General features: G+C 62.7%; 14 protein-coding genes. 13 read left to right on the forward strand and 1 reads right to left on the reverse strand.

Features of this window, described 5'->3' with window-relative positions; all coding sequences use genetic code 11:
- Positions 1 to 42 precede the first annotated feature (42 nt).
- The 9 genes from G533_RS0107175 to G533_RS21020 all read left to right on the forward strand — a co-directional run bounded on the left by G533_RS0107175 (position 43) and on the right by G533_RS21020 (position 9,695).
- Complete coding sequence (locus tag G533_RS0107175) at positions 43 to 1,071, forward strand: TIGR03617 family F420-dependent LLM class oxidoreductase (RefSeq protein ID WP_027949365.1); 1,029 nt, start codon at positions 43 to 45, stop codon at positions 1,069 to 1,071.
- A gap of 89 nt (positions 1,072 to 1,160) precedes the next feature.
- Positions 1,161 to 2,348, forward strand: coding sequence for an acyl-CoA dehydrogenase family protein (locus G533_RS0107180; RefSeq protein ID WP_027949366.1), 1,188 nt, complete (start codon positions 1,161 to 1,163; stop codon positions 2,346 to 2,348).
- A gap of 12 nt (positions 2,349 to 2,360) precedes the next feature.
- Complete coding sequence (locus G533_RS0107185; RefSeq protein WP_027949367.1) at positions 2,361 to 3,479, forward strand: acyl-CoA dehydrogenase family protein; 1,119 nt, start codon at positions 2,361 to 2,363, stop codon at positions 3,477 to 3,479.
- A gap of 70 nt (positions 3,480 to 3,549) precedes the next feature.
- A complete protein-coding gene (locus tag G533_RS0107190) occupies positions 3,550 to 4,242 on the forward strand; it encodes a hypothetical protein (protein WP_035527006.1) in 693 nt (230 codons plus the stop codon).
- Positions 4,221 to 5,363: a hypothetical protein gene (locus G533_RS23405; protein WP_027949369.1), complete on the forward strand. Its 1,143-nt coding sequence runs from the start codon at positions 4,221 to 4,223 to the stop codon at positions 5,361 to 5,363. The genes G533_RS0107190 and G533_RS23405 overlap by 22 nt, the downstream gene beginning before the upstream one ends.
- 46 nt (positions 5,364 to 5,409) lie before the next feature.
- Positions 5,410 to 6,087 (forward strand): helix-turn-helix domain-containing protein, encoded by a 678-nt coding sequence (locus tag G533_RS21010; protein ID WP_051230081.1) that lies wholly within the window; start codon positions 5,410 to 5,412, stop codon positions 6,085 to 6,087.
- A 50-nt stretch (positions 6,088 to 6,137) separates the two neighbouring features.
- The gene (gene rlmKL / locus G533_RS21015) at positions 6,138 to 8,414 is read left to right on the forward strand and encodes a bifunctional 23S rRNA (guanine(2069)-N(7))-methyltransferase RlmK/23S rRNA (guanine(2445)-N(2))-methyltransferase RlmL (protein WP_084638860.1); all 2,277 of its coding nucleotides are present in this window, start codon (positions 6,138 to 6,140) and stop codon (positions 8,412 to 8,414) included.
- A gap of 320 nt (positions 8,415 to 8,734) precedes the next feature.
- Positions 8,735 to 9,190, forward strand: a complete 456-nt coding sequence (locus G533_RS0107210; RefSeq protein WP_240472394.1) for an NAD(P)H-dependent oxidoreductase — start codon at positions 8,735 to 8,737, stop codon at positions 9,188 to 9,190.
- A gap of 25 nt (positions 9,191 to 9,215) precedes the next feature.
- A complete protein-coding gene (locus G533_RS21020; RefSeq protein ID WP_051230083.1) occupies positions 9,216 to 9,695 on the forward strand; it encodes a PaaI family thioesterase in 480 nt (159 codons plus the stop codon).
- A gap of 9 nt (positions 9,696 to 9,704) precedes the next feature.
- On the opposite strand, the gene G533_RS0107220 is transcribed toward G533_RS21020, so the two are convergent.
- The gene (locus tag G533_RS0107220) at positions 9,705 to 10,592 is read right to left on the reverse strand and encodes a LysR family transcriptional regulator (protein ID WP_027949371.1); all 888 of its coding nucleotides are present in this window, start codon (positions 10,590 to 10,592) and stop codon (positions 9,705 to 9,707) included.
- A gap of 105 nt (positions 10,593 to 10,697) precedes the next feature.
- Between G533_RS0107220 and leuC the strand changes: the two genes are divergently transcribed.
- The 4 genes from leuC to G533_RS0107240 are packed head-to-tail and all read left to right on the forward strand — an operon-like array spanning position 10,698 to position 14,921.
- The gene (leuC, locus tag G533_RS0107225; protein WP_027949372.1) at positions 10,698 to 12,131 is read left to right on the forward strand and encodes a 3-isopropylmalate dehydratase large subunit; all 1,434 of its coding nucleotides are present in this window, start codon (positions 10,698 to 10,700) and stop codon (positions 12,129 to 12,131) included.
- The gene (gene leuD, locus G533_RS0107230; protein WP_027949373.1) at positions 12,128 to 12,787 is read left to right on the forward strand and encodes a 3-isopropylmalate dehydratase small subunit; all 660 of its coding nucleotides are present in this window, start codon (positions 12,128 to 12,130) and stop codon (positions 12,785 to 12,787) included. The genes leuC and leuD overlap by 4 nt, the downstream gene beginning before the upstream one ends.
- A gap of 1 nt (position 12,788) precedes the next feature.
- On the forward strand, positions 12,789 to 13,868 hold the full coding sequence (gene leuB / locus G533_RS0107235) for a 3-isopropylmalate dehydrogenase (protein ID WP_027949374.1): 1,080 nt from the start codon (positions 12,789 to 12,791) through the stop codon (positions 13,866 to 13,868).
- A gap of 27 nt (positions 13,869 to 13,895) precedes the next feature.
- Positions 13,896 to 14,921, forward strand: a complete 1,026-nt coding sequence (locus G533_RS0107240) for an aspartate-semialdehyde dehydrogenase (protein ID WP_027949375.1) — start codon at positions 13,896 to 13,898, stop codon at positions 14,919 to 14,921.
- The last annotated feature ends 63 nt before the right edge of the window (positions 14,922 to 14,984 follow it).

Below are 14,984 nucleotides of genomic sequence, written 5' to 3' on the forward strand. Positions count from 1 at the left end.
GTGCATCGGGTATCGCCGAGCCACGGAAAAGGAACAGAGTCGATGTCGATAAAAATAGATGGCCCGTTTTATGCCCTGTTGAGTGGCGCCGCCGAGGAGGCCCGGCGGCTGGCACAGCTGGGCTACGACGGTGTGTACACACTGGAAGGCAGTACCGACCCGTTCCTGCCGCTGGTGCTGGCCGCCGAGCACGCCCCGGGGCTTGATCTGGCAACGGGTATTGCCGTGGCGTTTCCGCGTAATCCGTTGCACCTCGCGTACCAGGCCTGGGACCTGCAGAAATTCAGCCAAGGGCGCTTCATGCTCGGCATAGGCTCCCAGGTGAAAGCGCATATCGAGAAGCGTTTCGGCGTTGAGTTCAACCCTCCGGCGGCGCGCATGCGGGACTATATACTGGCCCTGAAGGCCATCTTCGCCTGTTGGCAGGATGGCGAGCCGCTGGCTTACGAGGGTCGCTTCTACCGCCACACACTGATGACGCCCATGTTCAATCCGGGGCCGAACCCGTTCGGTGCACCGCCGGTACTGTTGGGGGCTCTGGGACCGCGCATGACCGAGGTGGCGGGGGAGGTTGCCGATGGGCTGATCGTGCACCCCTTCAATAATCCACGATTTCTGCGCAATGAGGCGCTCCCGGCGGTACAGCGGGGGTTGGCGCTGGCGGATCGACAGCGCGAAGACTTCACCCTGCAGATCAATGCCATCGTCATTACCGGTGAAGACGACAAGCAGTTTGCTGCGGCGCGCAAGGCCGTGCGCGGCTTGTTGGGTTTTTACGCATCCACTCCGGCGTATCTGCCGCCCATGGCGGCCATGGGTTTCGAGGAGCTGCAGCCCGAGCTCAACCGTCTTTCCAAGGCGGGTGACTGGGAGGCCATGGGCGAGCGCATTGATGACGATTTTATTGCGGCGTTTACCACCAGTGGCCACCCCGGCGATATTGCCGCTGCGCTATTGGCGCGTTACGGCGACTGCGCGGACCGCCTGGCTATTTACGCGCCCTACGCGGCCCCCGATGGCATGTGGCGCGACATCATTGCGGATCTGAAGCGCCTGCAGAATGCACAGTGACCGCTTTCGCCAGAAAGTCTGGCCTGTTCCCACCCTGTATTGGCCGCCGGGTGGCGCTATGATCAAGCCTTGCGGCAGGGGAGACGCCAATGAAAATCCAGTTCACTGAGGCTCAGGTTGCACTGCGCGATGAGCTGCGCGCTTACTTTCGCGAGCTGATGACGCCGGCGCTGCAGGCAGAGTGCGAGCGCGACATGGGCGAGGGCGGCGGGCCGCTGTGGCGCGAGGCCCTCGCGCGGATGGGTCGCGACGGCTGGATAGGGCTCGGCTGGCCGGAGGAATACGGTGGCCGCAATCTCTCGCCGATGGAACAGTTCATTTTCGTCGAAGAGGTGATGCGAGCAGGCTATCCCTTCCCGTTTCTCACCACGGAATCGGTGGGGCCTACACTGGCCGAGCACGGCAATGCCTGGATGCGCGAAGAGATCGTGCCGAAGATTCTGCGCGGGGAACTGCTGGTCTCCATTGGTTATTCGGAGCCGGATGCAGGTACCGACCTTGCCGCGCTGCGCACCTCGGCGGTGCGGGAGGGTGACGACTGGATCATCAAAGGGCAAAAAATGTGGACCTCACTGGCCCACTTCTGCGATTACACCTGGCTGGCCGCCCGCACCGATCCCGATGCCGCGAAAAAGCACAAGGGAATTTCGATGTTCCTGGTGCCCAACAGCGACCCGGGCTGGAGCTGTACGCCCGTGCACACGCTGGGTGGTGTGCGCACCAACGCGACCTTCTACGACAACATCCGCGTCAGTGACGCACACCGCGTGGGTGAATTGCACGGCGGCTGGAAGCTCATCACCAGCCAATTGAATCGCGAGCGCCTGAGCCTGATCAATTTTGGCCCCATCTCCGAACTGTTCAATCAGGTGGTGCATTGGGCGCGAGCCGAGCCCGGCGAAACCGGAGGCAGCATCGCCGAGCTGCCCTGGGTGCAGGCAAACCTGGCCCGCAGCCGCGCGCTGATCGAATGCATGAAGTTGATTGTGTACAAACAGTCGTGGGCCATGACCGAAGGGACACTGGCCATGGCGGATGCCTCAGCGGCCAAGGTGTTCGGTTCCGAGGGGTTCATCGAAGTCTACCGTTTGTTGGGCGAAATTGTGGCAGAGCGTGGCCTCCTGCGCAGCCATTCCCCCGGGGCTGCTGAGCAGGCTGCGCGTATCGAGCGTCTCTATCGCACAGCGTCCATCATCACTTTCGGTGGCGGCGCCAACGAAATCCAGCGTGACATCATTTCAGCGGCGGGGTTGTGGATGCCCCGTGCCAGTCGCTAAGGGGAATTCGCCATGGACTTTGGTTTTTCAGAGATTCAACACGACCTGCGCGGTTTGGCGCGCAGGATTCTCGATGATGCAGTGTCGGCCAGCACACTGGCGGCCTACGACGAGTTTGCCGCGCCGCGCTTTGATCGTGTCCTGTGGCAAACCCTCGTGGACAGCGGTTTGTCGGGTATTGCTGTGGCGGAAGAGCACGGCGGTATGGGGCTGGGATTCATGGAACTCGGCCTGTTCATTGAGGAGCTGGGTCGCAGCATCGCACCCGTGCCGGTGCTGGCGCATTGCGTGGCCGGCATGTTGCCCCTGCAGCAGTTTGCCAGCGCTGATCTGCAATCCCGTGTTCTACCCCCCGCCGCGCGGGGTGATATTCTGCTGACGGGTGCGTTCTGGTCCGGCTCGGCAACACCGGAGCTGCGTGCGCAGAACACACCCGAAGGTCTGCTATTGACGGGTCACTGCCGCGCCGTGCCATTTGCCCAGCAGGCGGACTGGTTGCTGGTGCCGGTTCAGGTTGCCGCCGGCGTTGCGGTTGTACTGGTGCCCACCGACGCCGTCGGGGTGCGCAGCAACGCCTTGCAAATGACCCATTTCGAACCGCACGCAGACATCGAATTCAATAATGTGCCTGTGCCGGAGGCCGACATCGTGCTGGCTTCCGGCGGCGAGGCACTCGTGACCTGGACCCGGGAGCGCTGCACCGCCGCAGTGTGTGCACAGCAGTTGGGCGCCGCGGATTGTGCGTTGCGTATGGCCGCCGGTTACACCAGTGAGCGCAAGCAATTCGGCGTGCCGGTGGCGACCTTTCAGGCAGTGGGCCATCGCATGGCAGATTGCTACATCGATGTCGAATGTTTGCGGCTGTGCACCTGGCAGGCGCTGTCACTGCTGGGCGAGCAGCGTGCGGCAACCACCGAAGTACAGATTGCCAAGATCTGGGCGGGGGATGTCGGACACCGGGTCAGCTATGCCTGCCAGCATGTGCATGGCGGCACGGGTATTGACCGCGATTATCCACTTTGGCGCTATTGCCTGTGGCTGCGCTTCAATGAGATGACCCTCGGGTCCAGCGCGGCCCAGGGGGCGGCGCTGGGGCAGCGTCTGGCGCGAGGGGAGGGGCTCTTCGACTAGCGCCGGCGAGGTGGTACCGAAACGCAGAATGTGCTCCGGTTGTTACGCGCCTTGAGTTACACTGGCAGTCATGTTGCTGCGTTTCTCTACGGTTCTGCTTCTGGTGTCGCTGGTTGCCTGCGGCAATACGCCGTCGCGTGAAGCCACCGCCAGCAGGGTCGGTGTCGATTTTGGTGGGCAATGGTCGCTGGACTACGGCATGAGCGACAACCTGCAGGTTAGCCTCAATGTGCTGGTGCGCGAACTGCAGCGCCAGGCCGACCGGCGCGCACAGGCGGCCGGCTCCGATACGCGCGCTGCCACAGCCGGTGTGCTCTTGGGGGGCTCGGGCAGCGACAGCGGGTCCGCCATTATCGGGCTGGCACAAATGGCCGATCTGGTCAGCCGCAGCCCGCTGCTGGATATCACCCAGGATCTTCAGGGCATCCGCGTGCGCCGGGAGGATGACTTTGCCCTCGACTGCGATTTCCACGACGGACGCCCACAAGCGGTAGAAACACCCCTGGGCCGCGAACTCTGTGCCTGGGACGGTCACCAACTGGTTTTCGTCCTGTCCCTGCCCGACGGTCTCGGCATTCGGCATCGGCTCACACTCGGCCCGGATGGCCAGTTCCTGAATATTGCCAGCACGGTGAGTTCGGACCGTGTATCCCAACCCTTCACGCTGAACCGCGTCTATCGCCGCATGGAGCCGGGCGCGCAGGGCTTTACCTGCCAGCAAACCCTGACACGAGGCACCGTGTGCACAACCGAAACCGAGTGAAACGGGCGAGCCTGCTACTGTCTGTTGCGCTGTGCCTCTGTGCTTGTGCCACGGCGCCACCTGAGCCTGCGCCGGGCGCTGAACCCGCGGCCGCGGGTGATACGACGCCCGCCGTGGGGAACGTCACCCTGGAAACCGTGTCATCGCCCCTCACACCCGCACTCGCTTTGGTGGTCGCGAGTTTTGACCCCGGTCTACCCGCATCCACCGTGGGGCTCAGCCGAGCAGGAATTTTCCCTGAAATCCGCAGGGCCGAGGCGCGCTTCATGCCGGTACTGCTGCGCCAGGTGCTGCAGACCAGCAATGCCTGGGGTCCGGTGCGCGTGCTGCCGGAGCCGCAGGCCAGCGCCGAGCTGCAGGTAGACGGGCGTATTCTGCACTCTGATGGTCATCTTCTGGTTTTGCAGGTGCGCGCTGTTGATGCTGCGGGCAGGGTGTGGCTGGACCGGCGCTACCGGGATGAGTCACAGCCGGGGGACTTTACCGCCAGCGGCACCGAGGACCCGTTTATCGATCTGTATCGCCAGGTGGCAAACGATCTGCTGGCCGCGTACCGCCAGCGGGCGAGTACGGAATTGGCACAGCTGCCGGTCATTGCCCTGTTGCGCCAGGCCCGCGATCTGGCGCCGGCCGCGTTCACCGGCTATTTGGGCGAAGATGAGACGGGGCTCAGCCTGCGTCGCGCGCCGGCAGAGGACGACCCCATGATTGCGCGCGTGCAGCGCATCCGCGATCAGGAATACCGTTTTATCGATGCGGTCGACCAGCAATATGTCGATCTGTTTGAGACCATGCAGCCCACCTATAATCTCTGGCGGCAGTTCGGTCGCGAGCAGGCAGAGTACCGCGAAGAGTACGCGCAGCGCCTCGCCCAGCGCGACAAGGCCGGACCGCGCGGCACCTATGCCGCCATGGAGCAAACCTACAACGCCTTCAAGTGGAGCAAGATCCAGCAACAGGATCTCGAAGACCTCGCCCGCGGCTTCAACAATGAGGTGCAACCCACCGTGCTGGAAGCCAGCGGCAGTGTCTACCAGCTGAGCGGCAGTCTCGAGAACCAGTACGCGGAGTGGCGTGATATTCTCGGAGAAATTTTCCGCCTTGAATCCGGTCTGCCCTGAACCGGGCGCATCGGCAAAACCCGGAGGGTTGCGCTAAGCTTGGGCCATGAGCGATAGAAAATCGAACGATGAAGCAGAAAGCCTGCTGGCAGGCTTGATGCGATTCACCGGGCAGGTGGCGGGTGGCACGCTGGAGATCGCGCGACACACCGCCACCATGACTGCCATGTTCGGTGAGGGTTGGGTGCGGCAGATGTTGCTGCACAGTATGGAACCGGAGCGTCTGGAGGCGATGGCAGACGCCGGGCATTTCCTCCGCGATGCCAGAGAAACGGCGGGGCTGTCGTTGAAGGAGCTCGCCGACAGCCTCGGCCTGTCTGACAAATCCGTACTGGAAGAGGTGGAGCGCGGTGACAAGATCATGCCGCTCGAGCTGGTTTTGCGTAGCGCCAGCCTGCTTGCGCGGCACGATCCGGTGCCTTTCCTGATCAAGTTTCTACGCACCTACAACCCACAGCTCGAGCAGGTGCTTGAGCAATGGGGCGTTATGGCGCTGCCCCGGCAGTACGAGCGTGAACGACGCTTTGTGAATCTGTACCGCCAGCACGATGCCCTGCGTGGGTTGAGCGATGACGAGCACGACCGCTTTATCCAGTATATCGATGGTGCAGCGCAGCTTGTGCTGGACGTGATGCAGAAAGAAAAGGCGGCCAACAGCCCGCCAACGCGGGTACCCAAACGGCCGTCGCCCGCGCGCAAACGCACCCCGCGCAAGCGCAGTTAGCCGCGCTTTCCGGTACACTGTGCAGCTCGCGGACACCCCCGGAATATTGCATGCCTAGCCCCACCTCATCCTCTCCCGCTTCGACAGTGCAGCCGGCCAGCGCCAGTCGCCAGTGGTTCGCCACTTGCCCCAAGGGCATGGAAGGCCTGCTCCGCGACGAGATGCTGGCGCTGGGCGCAGACAGCGCGCGCGAGACGGTTGCGGGGGTATATTTTGCAGGTCCACTCGCCATGGGCTACCGCGCCTGCCTCTGGTCGCGGCTGGCCAATCGGGTGTTGCTCCCCCTGGCGAAATTTGAGGCGGGGGACGCCGACGCCCTGTATCGCGGTGTAAGCGCGCTGAACTGGCGCGACATCTTTGCCCCGGAGCAGACCTTCACGATCGACTTCACCGGGGAGAACGCACAGATACGCAACACCCAGTTTGGCGCCCAGCGCAGCAAGGACGGCATTGTGGACTGGTTTGTGGCGCAGGGCTTTGCGCGGCCGTCGGTTGACCGGCGCAATCCCGACCTGCGCTTTAACGTTCGTCTGTCGAAACACGGCGCGCTGCTGGCGCTGGATATGTCCGGAGGTAGCCTGCACCGGCGCAACTATCGCTTGCAGGCGGGCGCAGCACCGCTGAAGGAAAACCTCGCCGCGGCCATTTTGCTGCGTGCTGATTGGCCGGGCATGGCAGCCCGGGGAGGCGCGCTGATCGACCCCATGTGCGGCTCTGGCACCCTGCTGCTGGAGGCGGCCATGATGGCCGCTGACATCGCGCCCGGCCTGGGCCGTGAACGCTTCGGGTTCGAGCGCTGGCAAGGGCACAACGCGCCGCAATGGCAAGCGCTGTTGACCGATGCGCAGGCGCGCGCCCGGCGCGGCAGGCAGGTGCAGCTGCCGGAAATACGCGGTTACGACGCAGATGCGAGCGTGATTCGTCGCGCGCAGGAAAACATTGCACGCGCCGGCCTGCAGGACGCCGTGCGGGTCAGTTGCAAGTCCCTGGCGGAGCTCAGCAAGCCCTCGCACCGTCCGCTGCCGCACGGCCTGGTGGTCTGTAACCCCCCTTACGGCGAGCGGCTCGGAGACCGCGAGAGCCTGCCTTATCTCTACCGACAGCTGGGGGAGGCGTTAGTCCGTGAATTCAGCGGCTGGCAAGCGGCGATTTTTACCGGGGACAAGGGCCTGGGGCGCGCCACGGGTTTGCGCAGCCACAAGCAGTACACCCTGTGGAATGGCGCGCTTGAAGCCTCTCTGCTCTTGTTCGACCTGACCGACAACCGTCTCAGCGAGCACTCGCCGGGTGCGCCCGGCCAGGCGGCGTCACCGGCTGGCCGCGCGGAATCGGCAACGGAGGAGGGCGAGCTGTCCCCCGGTGCCACCATGTTTGCCAATCGCCTGCGCAAGAATCGACGCCGCTTTGCAGCCTGGGTGAAACGTACGGGCATTGAATGCTACCGGCTGTACGATGCCGACATGCCGGAATACGCTGTCGCGGTCGACCTCTACGGCGACCGGGTGCATGTGGCGGAGTACCAGGCGCCAGCAGGAGTCGACCCGGAGGCCGCGGCTGCGCGTCTCGCGGAGATACAATCAGCGGTGCCGCAAGCACTGGGCGTGGCGGCGTCCGATGTCGCCTACAAAGTCCGGCAGCGCCAGCGAGGCGACGAACAATACGGTAAGCAGGGTGCGCAGGGTGAATTGTTGACCGTGCGCGAAGGGGCGGCAAGGCTGCTGGTAAACCTGCGAGATTACCTGGATACCGGGCTCTTTCTGGATCATCGGCCCCTGCGGCTGCGGCTGGGGAGCGAGGCCGCCGGTTGCGACTTCCTCAACCTGTTCTGCTACACCGGCACGGCTACGGTGCACGCGGCGTTGGGCGGGGCCCGCAGTACCACCAGCGTGGACCTCTCCAACACCTACCTCAGCTGGCTGCGCAAGAACCTGGCGCAGAACGGATTGGACGAAAGCCGCAACCATATTGTGCGTGCCGACTGCCTGGCCTGGCTGCAGGACTGCAAGAAAAAGTTCGACCTGATCCTGCTGGACCCACCGTCCTTTTCCAATTCGCGCAAGGTCGAGGCCAGTTTTGACGTGCAGCGTGATCATGCACCCCTGGTCCGGGCGGCGCTGGCCTGCTTGCGTCCTGGTGGCACGCTGTACTTCTCCAATAACCGCCGCGGCTTTCGTCTCGATGCCGAATTGGCGCGCAGTTTCACCTGCGAGGATATCAGCCGCGCAACGCTGGACCCCGACTTCCAGCGCAACCCCAGGATTCACCAGTGTTGGCGTATCACCCTGCCGGAAACGGCGAAGACAGAAAACCCATGGGCTCGCCGGTAAGTGCCTGCAAACACGAAAATTTTTCTGTCCACACGCCTTGACTCAGATCGTAGCCTTTGGTAACGGCAGTGCTATTTCTCGAAATAACTTTATTAATCATAACTAACGTTTTGATATATATAGTTTATCTAATAATTTCTATTGCAGGGTTCGGGTGGAGCAGGTCAGCCCGGCGGTTGCCGTCGCCACAGAGTGTCCCCAGAGTTATCCACAGGCCCTTCTGTGGATAACCTGTACGCAACGTGCCGGAACAGGCTCGGGCAACGTTGCAGCGTGTGTCTCCGGGGCGGCCTTCGAGTGGATATGCAGGGGAGGTGCCTGTGCCCAGAGTGCTGATTGTTTATCACAGCCAGAGCGGAGCCAGCGCCCGCCTCGCGGCGGCGGCTCGCGCGGGCGCGGAGGGCGCGGGTGGCATCGACGTTGCGTTGTGCAGAGCCTGGGACGCCGGCGCCAGTGAGGTGCTGGCCGCCGACGGTTTGTTATTGGTGGCGGCGGAAAATTCGGGCGCCCTCAGCGGCGGTATGAAGGACTTTCTCGACCGTACCTTTTATCCGGTGGGCGAGCAGGGCAGAGTGTTGCCCTGCGCCCTGTTGCTGAGCGCGGGTAACGATGGCCGGGGGGCTCGCCAGCAGGCCCAGCGGATACTGTCGGGTTACCCCATGCGCGAGGCGCTGGAGCCCTTGATATGCCGCGGCCCGGTGACCGCCCGGCTGGAAGCGCTGGCGCGGGAGTTCGGCGAGGGCTTTGCCGCCGGTTTGGAGATGGGAATATTCTGACGATGAGCGTGGTGGGAGAACAGGGATGACACGGGAAAACGGGAGCGACGCCCAGATACCCGAGGGCTTCACGCGGCTGCCCGAGGGCCTGGGTTACACGGACACACTGCAGCCCTGTTATCGGCGTATCAGTGACGCCGGGGTAAGTTTCGGCCTGGTCGTGGCACAGCAGCACTGCAACGTGATGGGTATCTGTCACGGCGGCGTGCTGTCAACGCTGGCAGATATCGCTGCAGCCACCGGCGTGAATCATGCGTCCGGTCGCAGCGCGGGAAGCCCGACCATTAACCTTGCGCTGGATTTTGTCAGCGCGGGTAAACTCGGGCACTGGTTGCAGGCCGATGTGCTGCAGGTCGACGTGAAACGGCGTTTCGGGTTCAGCAGCGGCCTCATCAGGGGCCCCGGTGGTGTCGTGGCACGCTTCAACGGAACCTTCTATCTGCCTGAACATGAGGGTATCTGGAAGCGCCCGGCGCCCGCTGATGGCTTGTTGCCTGCAGAATGATTCGCGCAGTCAAGCGCGTGCGTCCCCGTCGCAGCCTTCCAGGATAGAGATAAAGGCCTGCGCCGCGCGCGAGAGGCTGCGTCCGCGGTGATAGACCAGACCCAGGGTGCGCTCCAGCGCAATCCCCTGCACCGGCAGAACGTGTAGCTCATCGCTCAGCATGGTCGCGGGCAGGACGGTCCACCCCAGCCCTACCGCCGCCATCATGCGAATGGTTTCAAGATAGTTGGTCGCCATCGACACCCTGAGCGCAAGACGATGCTCGGCAAACAGGCGTTTCACGATCTGCCCCGTGTAGGTGTTGAGACCGGGCAGGATGGCCGGATGCAGGGCCAGGTCGGGCAGGCTGCAGTGCTTTGGGTCACTGGCGAGAGGATGATCGGCAGCACACATGAACACCAGCGGATCGCGCCAGACCGGGCGCGCCACCACGCTGTCGTCGACCTCGGGCGCCAGGGTCACGACCGCGAGCTCCGAGCGGCCCTGCATGATGAGGTCGTAGGCCTGTTCGGAGTCTGTGAATTCAATGTCGATGTGGGCACCCGGGTGCGCTTTGCTGAAGGCGCTAAGAACCGGCGGCAGCCGGTGCAGGCCGATATGGTGGCTGGTCGCCAGGCGCAGCTCACCTGCCACCTCGCCCGACAGGTCGCGCACCGCGCGCTCGGCGCCTAGCAGTTGCTGCGTGATAGCCCGCGCATGAGGCAGCAGTGCCTGGCCGGCTTCCGTCAACGAGGTGTGTCGACCAATGCGGTCAAACAGGGCGCTGCCCAGGCCTTGCTCCAGCAGGGCGATGCGCTTGCTGACGGCAGGCTGGGTCAGGTGCAGGCGCTCGGCCGCCAGAGAAAACGACCCTTCCTCGGCGACCAAGAGAAAAGCCTGGAGGTTCTGCAAATCCATTTGAATTCCTTTTGGGAATGCTATGGATAAAAATAATAAATTTGAGTAATCGTTCAGTCAACCTTATGCTTGTCCCCTCAATTCGATTTCTCTGTGGGGGCGGGCATGGCCGGGCTGACACTGTACGACAAACTCTGGCGCAATCATCTGGTAGAGCAGCGCGAGGACGGCTCTGCCCTGATCTATATCGATCGTCACCTTATTCATGAAGTGACCTCACCGCAGGCCTTTGAAGGGCTGCGCCTGGCCGGGCGCAAGCCCTGGCGGCTGGATGCCAACCTCGCGGTGCCGGACCACAATGTGCCGACCTCACGGGAGGAGCGTGCCGGCGGGATTGCCGGTATTCGCGACCAGGTGTCGCGTTTGCAGGTGCAGACACTTGACGACAACTGCCGCGACTTTGACATTGTAGAGATACCCATCAACGACGTGCGCCAGGGCATTGTGCATGTGGTGGGACCGGAGCAGGGCGCAACCCTGCCGGGCATGACAATCGTTTGCGGCGACTCGCATACCTCCACCCACGGTGCGCTGGGAGCCCTGGCGCACGGCATCGGCACCTCGGAAGTCGAGCACGTACTCGCCACGCAGTGCCTGATTCAGCAGAAAATGAAAAACCTGCTGGTACGTGTTGACGGCGCGCTGCCAGCGGGCGTGACCGCCAAGGATGTCGCGCTGGCGATTATCGGTCGCATTGGTACGGCAGGCGGCACCGGCTACGCCATCGAGTTCGCCGGCGAAGTGATTCGCGGTCTCAGCATGGAAGGCCGCATGACGCTGTGCAACATGTCTATCGAGGCGGGCGCCCGCATGGGCATGATCGCCGTGGACCAGACCACGCTCGACTACGTGAAGGGCCGAACCTACTCCCCCAGCGGTGCGCTCTGGGATGCGGCGCAGGCCGCATGGGCTGACCTGCACAGCGATGCCGACGCGGTGTTCGACAAAGTGGTGACACTGCGCGGGGAAGACATTGTGCCGCAAGTGACCTGGGGCAATTCACCGGAGATGGTGCTGCCTGTTGATGGCCATGTGCCGGACCCGCAAGGCATGGACAACGCGACACAGCGCAGCGCCGCGCAGCGCGCCATTGAGTACATGGGGCTGACGCCGGGCATGGCGATTACGGATATCCACCTTGATCGCGTGTTTATCGGCTCCTGCACCAACTCGCGTATTGAAGACCTGCGTGCGGCGGCCGCGGTGGTGCGCGGGCGGCAGGTGGCTTCCAGTATCAAGCAGGCGTTGGTTGTGCCCGGCTCCGGCCAGGTGAAGGCACAGGCCGAGGCCGAAGGCCTGCACGAGATATTTCTCGCGGCGGGCATGGAGTGGCGCGAGCCGGGTTGCTCGATGTGCCTGGCGATGAATGCGGACAAGCTGGGGGCGGGGGAGCACTGTGCCTCCACCTCCAACCGCAATTTTGAGGGGCGTCAGGGGATTGGCGGGCGCACGCACCTGGTCAGTCCGGCGATGGCGGCGGCTGCCGCCATCGCCGGGCATTTCGTTGACGTTCGCACCTTGCAGGAGTCCACACAATGAAAAGTTTCACCGTGCTGGAGGGGCTGGTCGCGCCAATGGATCGCGCCAATGTCGATACCGACATGATCATCCCCAAGCAGTTTCTCAAGTCGATCAAGCGCAGCGGTTTCGGGCCCAACCTGTTCGACGAAATGCGCTACCTCGATGAGGGGCAGCCGGGTGAGGATTGCAGCAACCGGCCCCTGAACCCTGATTTCCCCCTGAACCAGCCCCGCTATCATGGCGCGACAGTGCTTTTGGCGCGGGAAAACTTCGGCTGTGGCTCCAGCCGCGAGCACGCGCCCTGGGCGCTTGAGGATTACGGCTTTCGGTGCATCATTGCCCCCAGCTTTGCCGACATCTTCTACAACAACTGTTTCAAGAACGGCATTCTCCCGGTGGTTTTGCCCGCTGCAACGGTTGAGCAGCTGTTCACGGCGCTTTATGCACAAGCGGGGTATCGCCTGGAGATCGACCTGGCTGCTCAGGAGGTGCGCACGCCCGCAGGCGAAGTGCTGGGTTTTGAGGTGGATGTCGCGCGCAAGCAGTGCCTGCTGAAGGGGCTGGACGACATCGGCGTGACGCTGGAAAGCGCTGCGCATATTCACAAGTTTGAGAATCGCTGGCGGGAGCAGTCCCCCTGGTTGTTCAATGTGATTGGTAAAGGACAGGGCTGAGATGAGTAAACGTATTCTGGTTTTACCCGGTGATTACATCGGTCCGGAAATCATGGCCGAGGCGGTGCAGGTGCTGGAAACGGTGAACCAGCGTTACCAGCTCGGGCTGTCGCTGGAACACGGCCTGCTCGGTGGCGCCGCGATTGATGCGCACGGTGTGCCATTGCCGGATGCCACGTTGCAGGCGGCGCGGGACGCCGATGCGATTCTGCTCGGCGCTGTGGGCGGCCCCAAGTGGGACGCCGTGGAACGGCATTTGCGCCCGGAGCGTGGGCTGCTCGGTTTGCGTTCGCAGCTGGGGCTCTTCGGCAACCTGCGTCCAGCCATTCTCTACCCGCAGCTGGCTGAGGCCTCCAGCCTTAAGGCAGAGGTGGTCGCCGGTCTGGATATACTGATTGTCCGGGAACTGACCGGCGGCATTTACTTCGGTGAGCCCCGCGGCATTCGCACTCTGGAGAATGGCGAGCGACAGGGCTTCAATACTTATGTCTACAGTGAGTCCGAAATCCGCCGCATTGGCCACCTGGCGTTCGGTCTGGCGCGCCAGCGCGACCGCCGCGTGTGTTCAGTCGACAAGAGCAACGTGCTTGAAGTGACTGTGCTCTGGCGGGAAGTGATGGAGGAGGTCGCTCGCGACTACCCGGATGTCGAACTCAGCCACATGTATGTCGACAATGCGGCGATGCAGCTGGTGCGAGCGCCGAAGCAATTTGATGTTATGGTAACCGGCAACATGTTCGGCGATATCCTGTCGGACGCGGCGGCCATGCTCACCGGATCGATCGGCATGCTGCCCTCCGCGTCGCTGGATAAAGACGGGCGCGGCATGTACGAGCCCTGCCATGGTTCTGCACCGGATATCGCGGGGCAGGGCAAGGCGAATCCGTTGGCCACGATCCTCTCGGTCGCCATGATGCTGCGCTACACTCTTGACGAGGCCGAGGCTGCGGAGGCCATCGAGCGGGCGGTGAGCAGCGTGCTCGACCAGGGCCTGCGCACACCCGACATCGCCGCTGCGGGTCAGCCGGCGGTGTCTACCCGCGAGATGGGCGCCGCCGTGGTCGCCGCGCTTGGCGGTTGAACGTTCACTTTTTCAATTGAGGTTGTTATGAGCAAGCAGTATGACGTTGCCGTTGTCGGTGCCACGGGCGCCGTAGGCGAAACCATGATGTCCATTCTTGAAGAGCGCGACTTTCCGGTACGCACACTCTATCCGCTGGCCAGTGCACGGTCGGCGGGCAAGACCGTGAAGTTCCGCGGCAAGTCGGTGCGAGTCACGGACCTCGCGGAGTTCGATTTCAGTCAGGCCCAGATCGGACTGTTCTCGGCGGGTGGCAGTATCTCCGAGGAATTTGCGCCGAAAGCGGCGGCTGCGGGTTGTATTGTTATCGATAACACCTCCCATTTCCGCCGTGATGCCGATATCCCACTGATTGTGCCTGAAGTGAATCTGCCGGCACTGGCGGGCTATACCCAGCGCAATATCATTGCCAACCCCAACTGTTCGACAATCCAGATGCTGGTTGCGTTGAAACCCATTTATGACGCCGTGGGTATTGAGCGCATCAACGTGTGCACTTACCAGGCAGTGTCCGGTACCGGCAAGGAGGCGATTGAAGAGCTTGCGGGACAAACTGCGCGGCTGTTGAACGGGCAGAGCATCGAGTGCGAGGTCTACCCGAAGCAAATCGCCTTCAATGTGCTGCCGCACATTGATACTTTCCAGGACAACGGCTACACCCGGGAAGAAATGAAAATGGTCTGGGAGACCCACAAGATCTTCGGTGACGAGAGCATCCAGGTGAATCCTACCTGTGTTCGGGTGCCGGTTTTTTTCGGTCATTCCGAGGCACTGCATATCGAAACACGTGACAAAATCTCTGCGGCTGACGCGCGCAAGTTACTCGAAGGATCTCCGGGCATTACGGTGGTTGATGAGCGTGCAGACGGCGGCTATCCCACAGCGGTCACCGAGTCGGCGGGCAAGGACCCGGTGTTTGTCGGCAGGATTCGCGAGGATATCTCTCATCCCCGTGGCCTTGATCTCTGGGTTGTATCAGACAACGTGCGCAAGGGCGCGGCGCTCAACAGTGTCCAGATTGCCGAGGCACTGATCCGGGGTTATATTGATTAACCCTTTGCGTTACAACATACTTGCGGTATCTTCGGAGTCGTCATGAAGGGGCTCGAGCCGCAA

The sequence above is a fragment of the Haliea salexigens DSM 19537 genome (genome assembly GCF_000423125.1).
Taxonomy (GTDB): Bacteria; Pseudomonadota; Gammaproteobacteria; order Pseudomonadales; family Halieaceae; genus Haliea; species Haliea salexigens.

What these genes read in the sequence shown, in the direction of transcription:
- G533_RS0107220 (WP_027949371.1), bottom strand. Translation starts at nt 10,592, where the DNA reads ATGGATTTGCAGAACCTCCAGGCTTTTCTCTTGGTCGCCGAGGAAGGG.
- leuB (WP_027949374.1), top strand. Translation starts at nt 12,789, where the DNA reads ATGAGTAAACGTATTCTGGTTTTACCCGGTGATTACATCGGTCCGGAA.
- G533_RS0107175 (WP_027949365.1), top strand. Translation starts at nt 43, where the DNA reads ATGTCGATAAAAATAGATGGCCCGTTTTATGCCCTGTTGAGTGGCGCC.
- G533_RS0107180 (WP_027949366.1), top strand. Translation starts at nt 1,161, where the DNA reads ATGAAAATCCAGTTCACTGAGGCTCAGGTTGCACTGCGCGATGAGCTG.
- rlmKL (WP_084638860.1), top strand. Translation starts at nt 6,138, where the DNA reads ATGCCTAGCCCCACCTCATCCTCTCCCGCTTCGACAGTGCAGCCGGCC.
- leuD (WP_027949373.1), top strand. Translation starts at nt 12,128, where the DNA reads ATGAAAAGTTTCACCGTGCTGGAGGGGCTGGTCGCGCCAATGGATCGC.
- G533_RS0107240 (WP_027949375.1), top strand. Translation starts at nt 13,896, where the DNA reads ATGAGCAAGCAGTATGACGTTGCCGTTGTCGGTGCCACGGGCGCCGTA.
- G533_RS0107185 (WP_027949367.1), top strand. Translation starts at nt 2,361, where the DNA reads ATGGACTTTGGTTTTTCAGAGATTCAACACGACCTGCGCGGTTTGGCG.
- G533_RS21020 (WP_051230083.1), top strand. Translation starts at nt 9,216, where the DNA reads ATGACACGGGAAAACGGGAGCGACGCCCAGATACCCGAGGGCTTCACG.
- G533_RS0107190 (WP_035527006.1), top strand. Translation starts at nt 3,550, where the DNA reads ATGTTGCTGCGTTTCTCTACGGTTCTGCTTCTGGTGTCGCTGGTTGCC.
- leuC (WP_027949372.1), top strand. Translation starts at nt 10,698, where the DNA reads ATGGCCGGGCTGACACTGTACGACAAACTCTGGCGCAATCATCTGGTA.
- G533_RS21010 (WP_051230081.1), top strand. Translation starts at nt 5,410, where the DNA reads ATGAGCGATAGAAAATCGAACGATGAAGCAGAAAGCCTGCTGGCAGGC.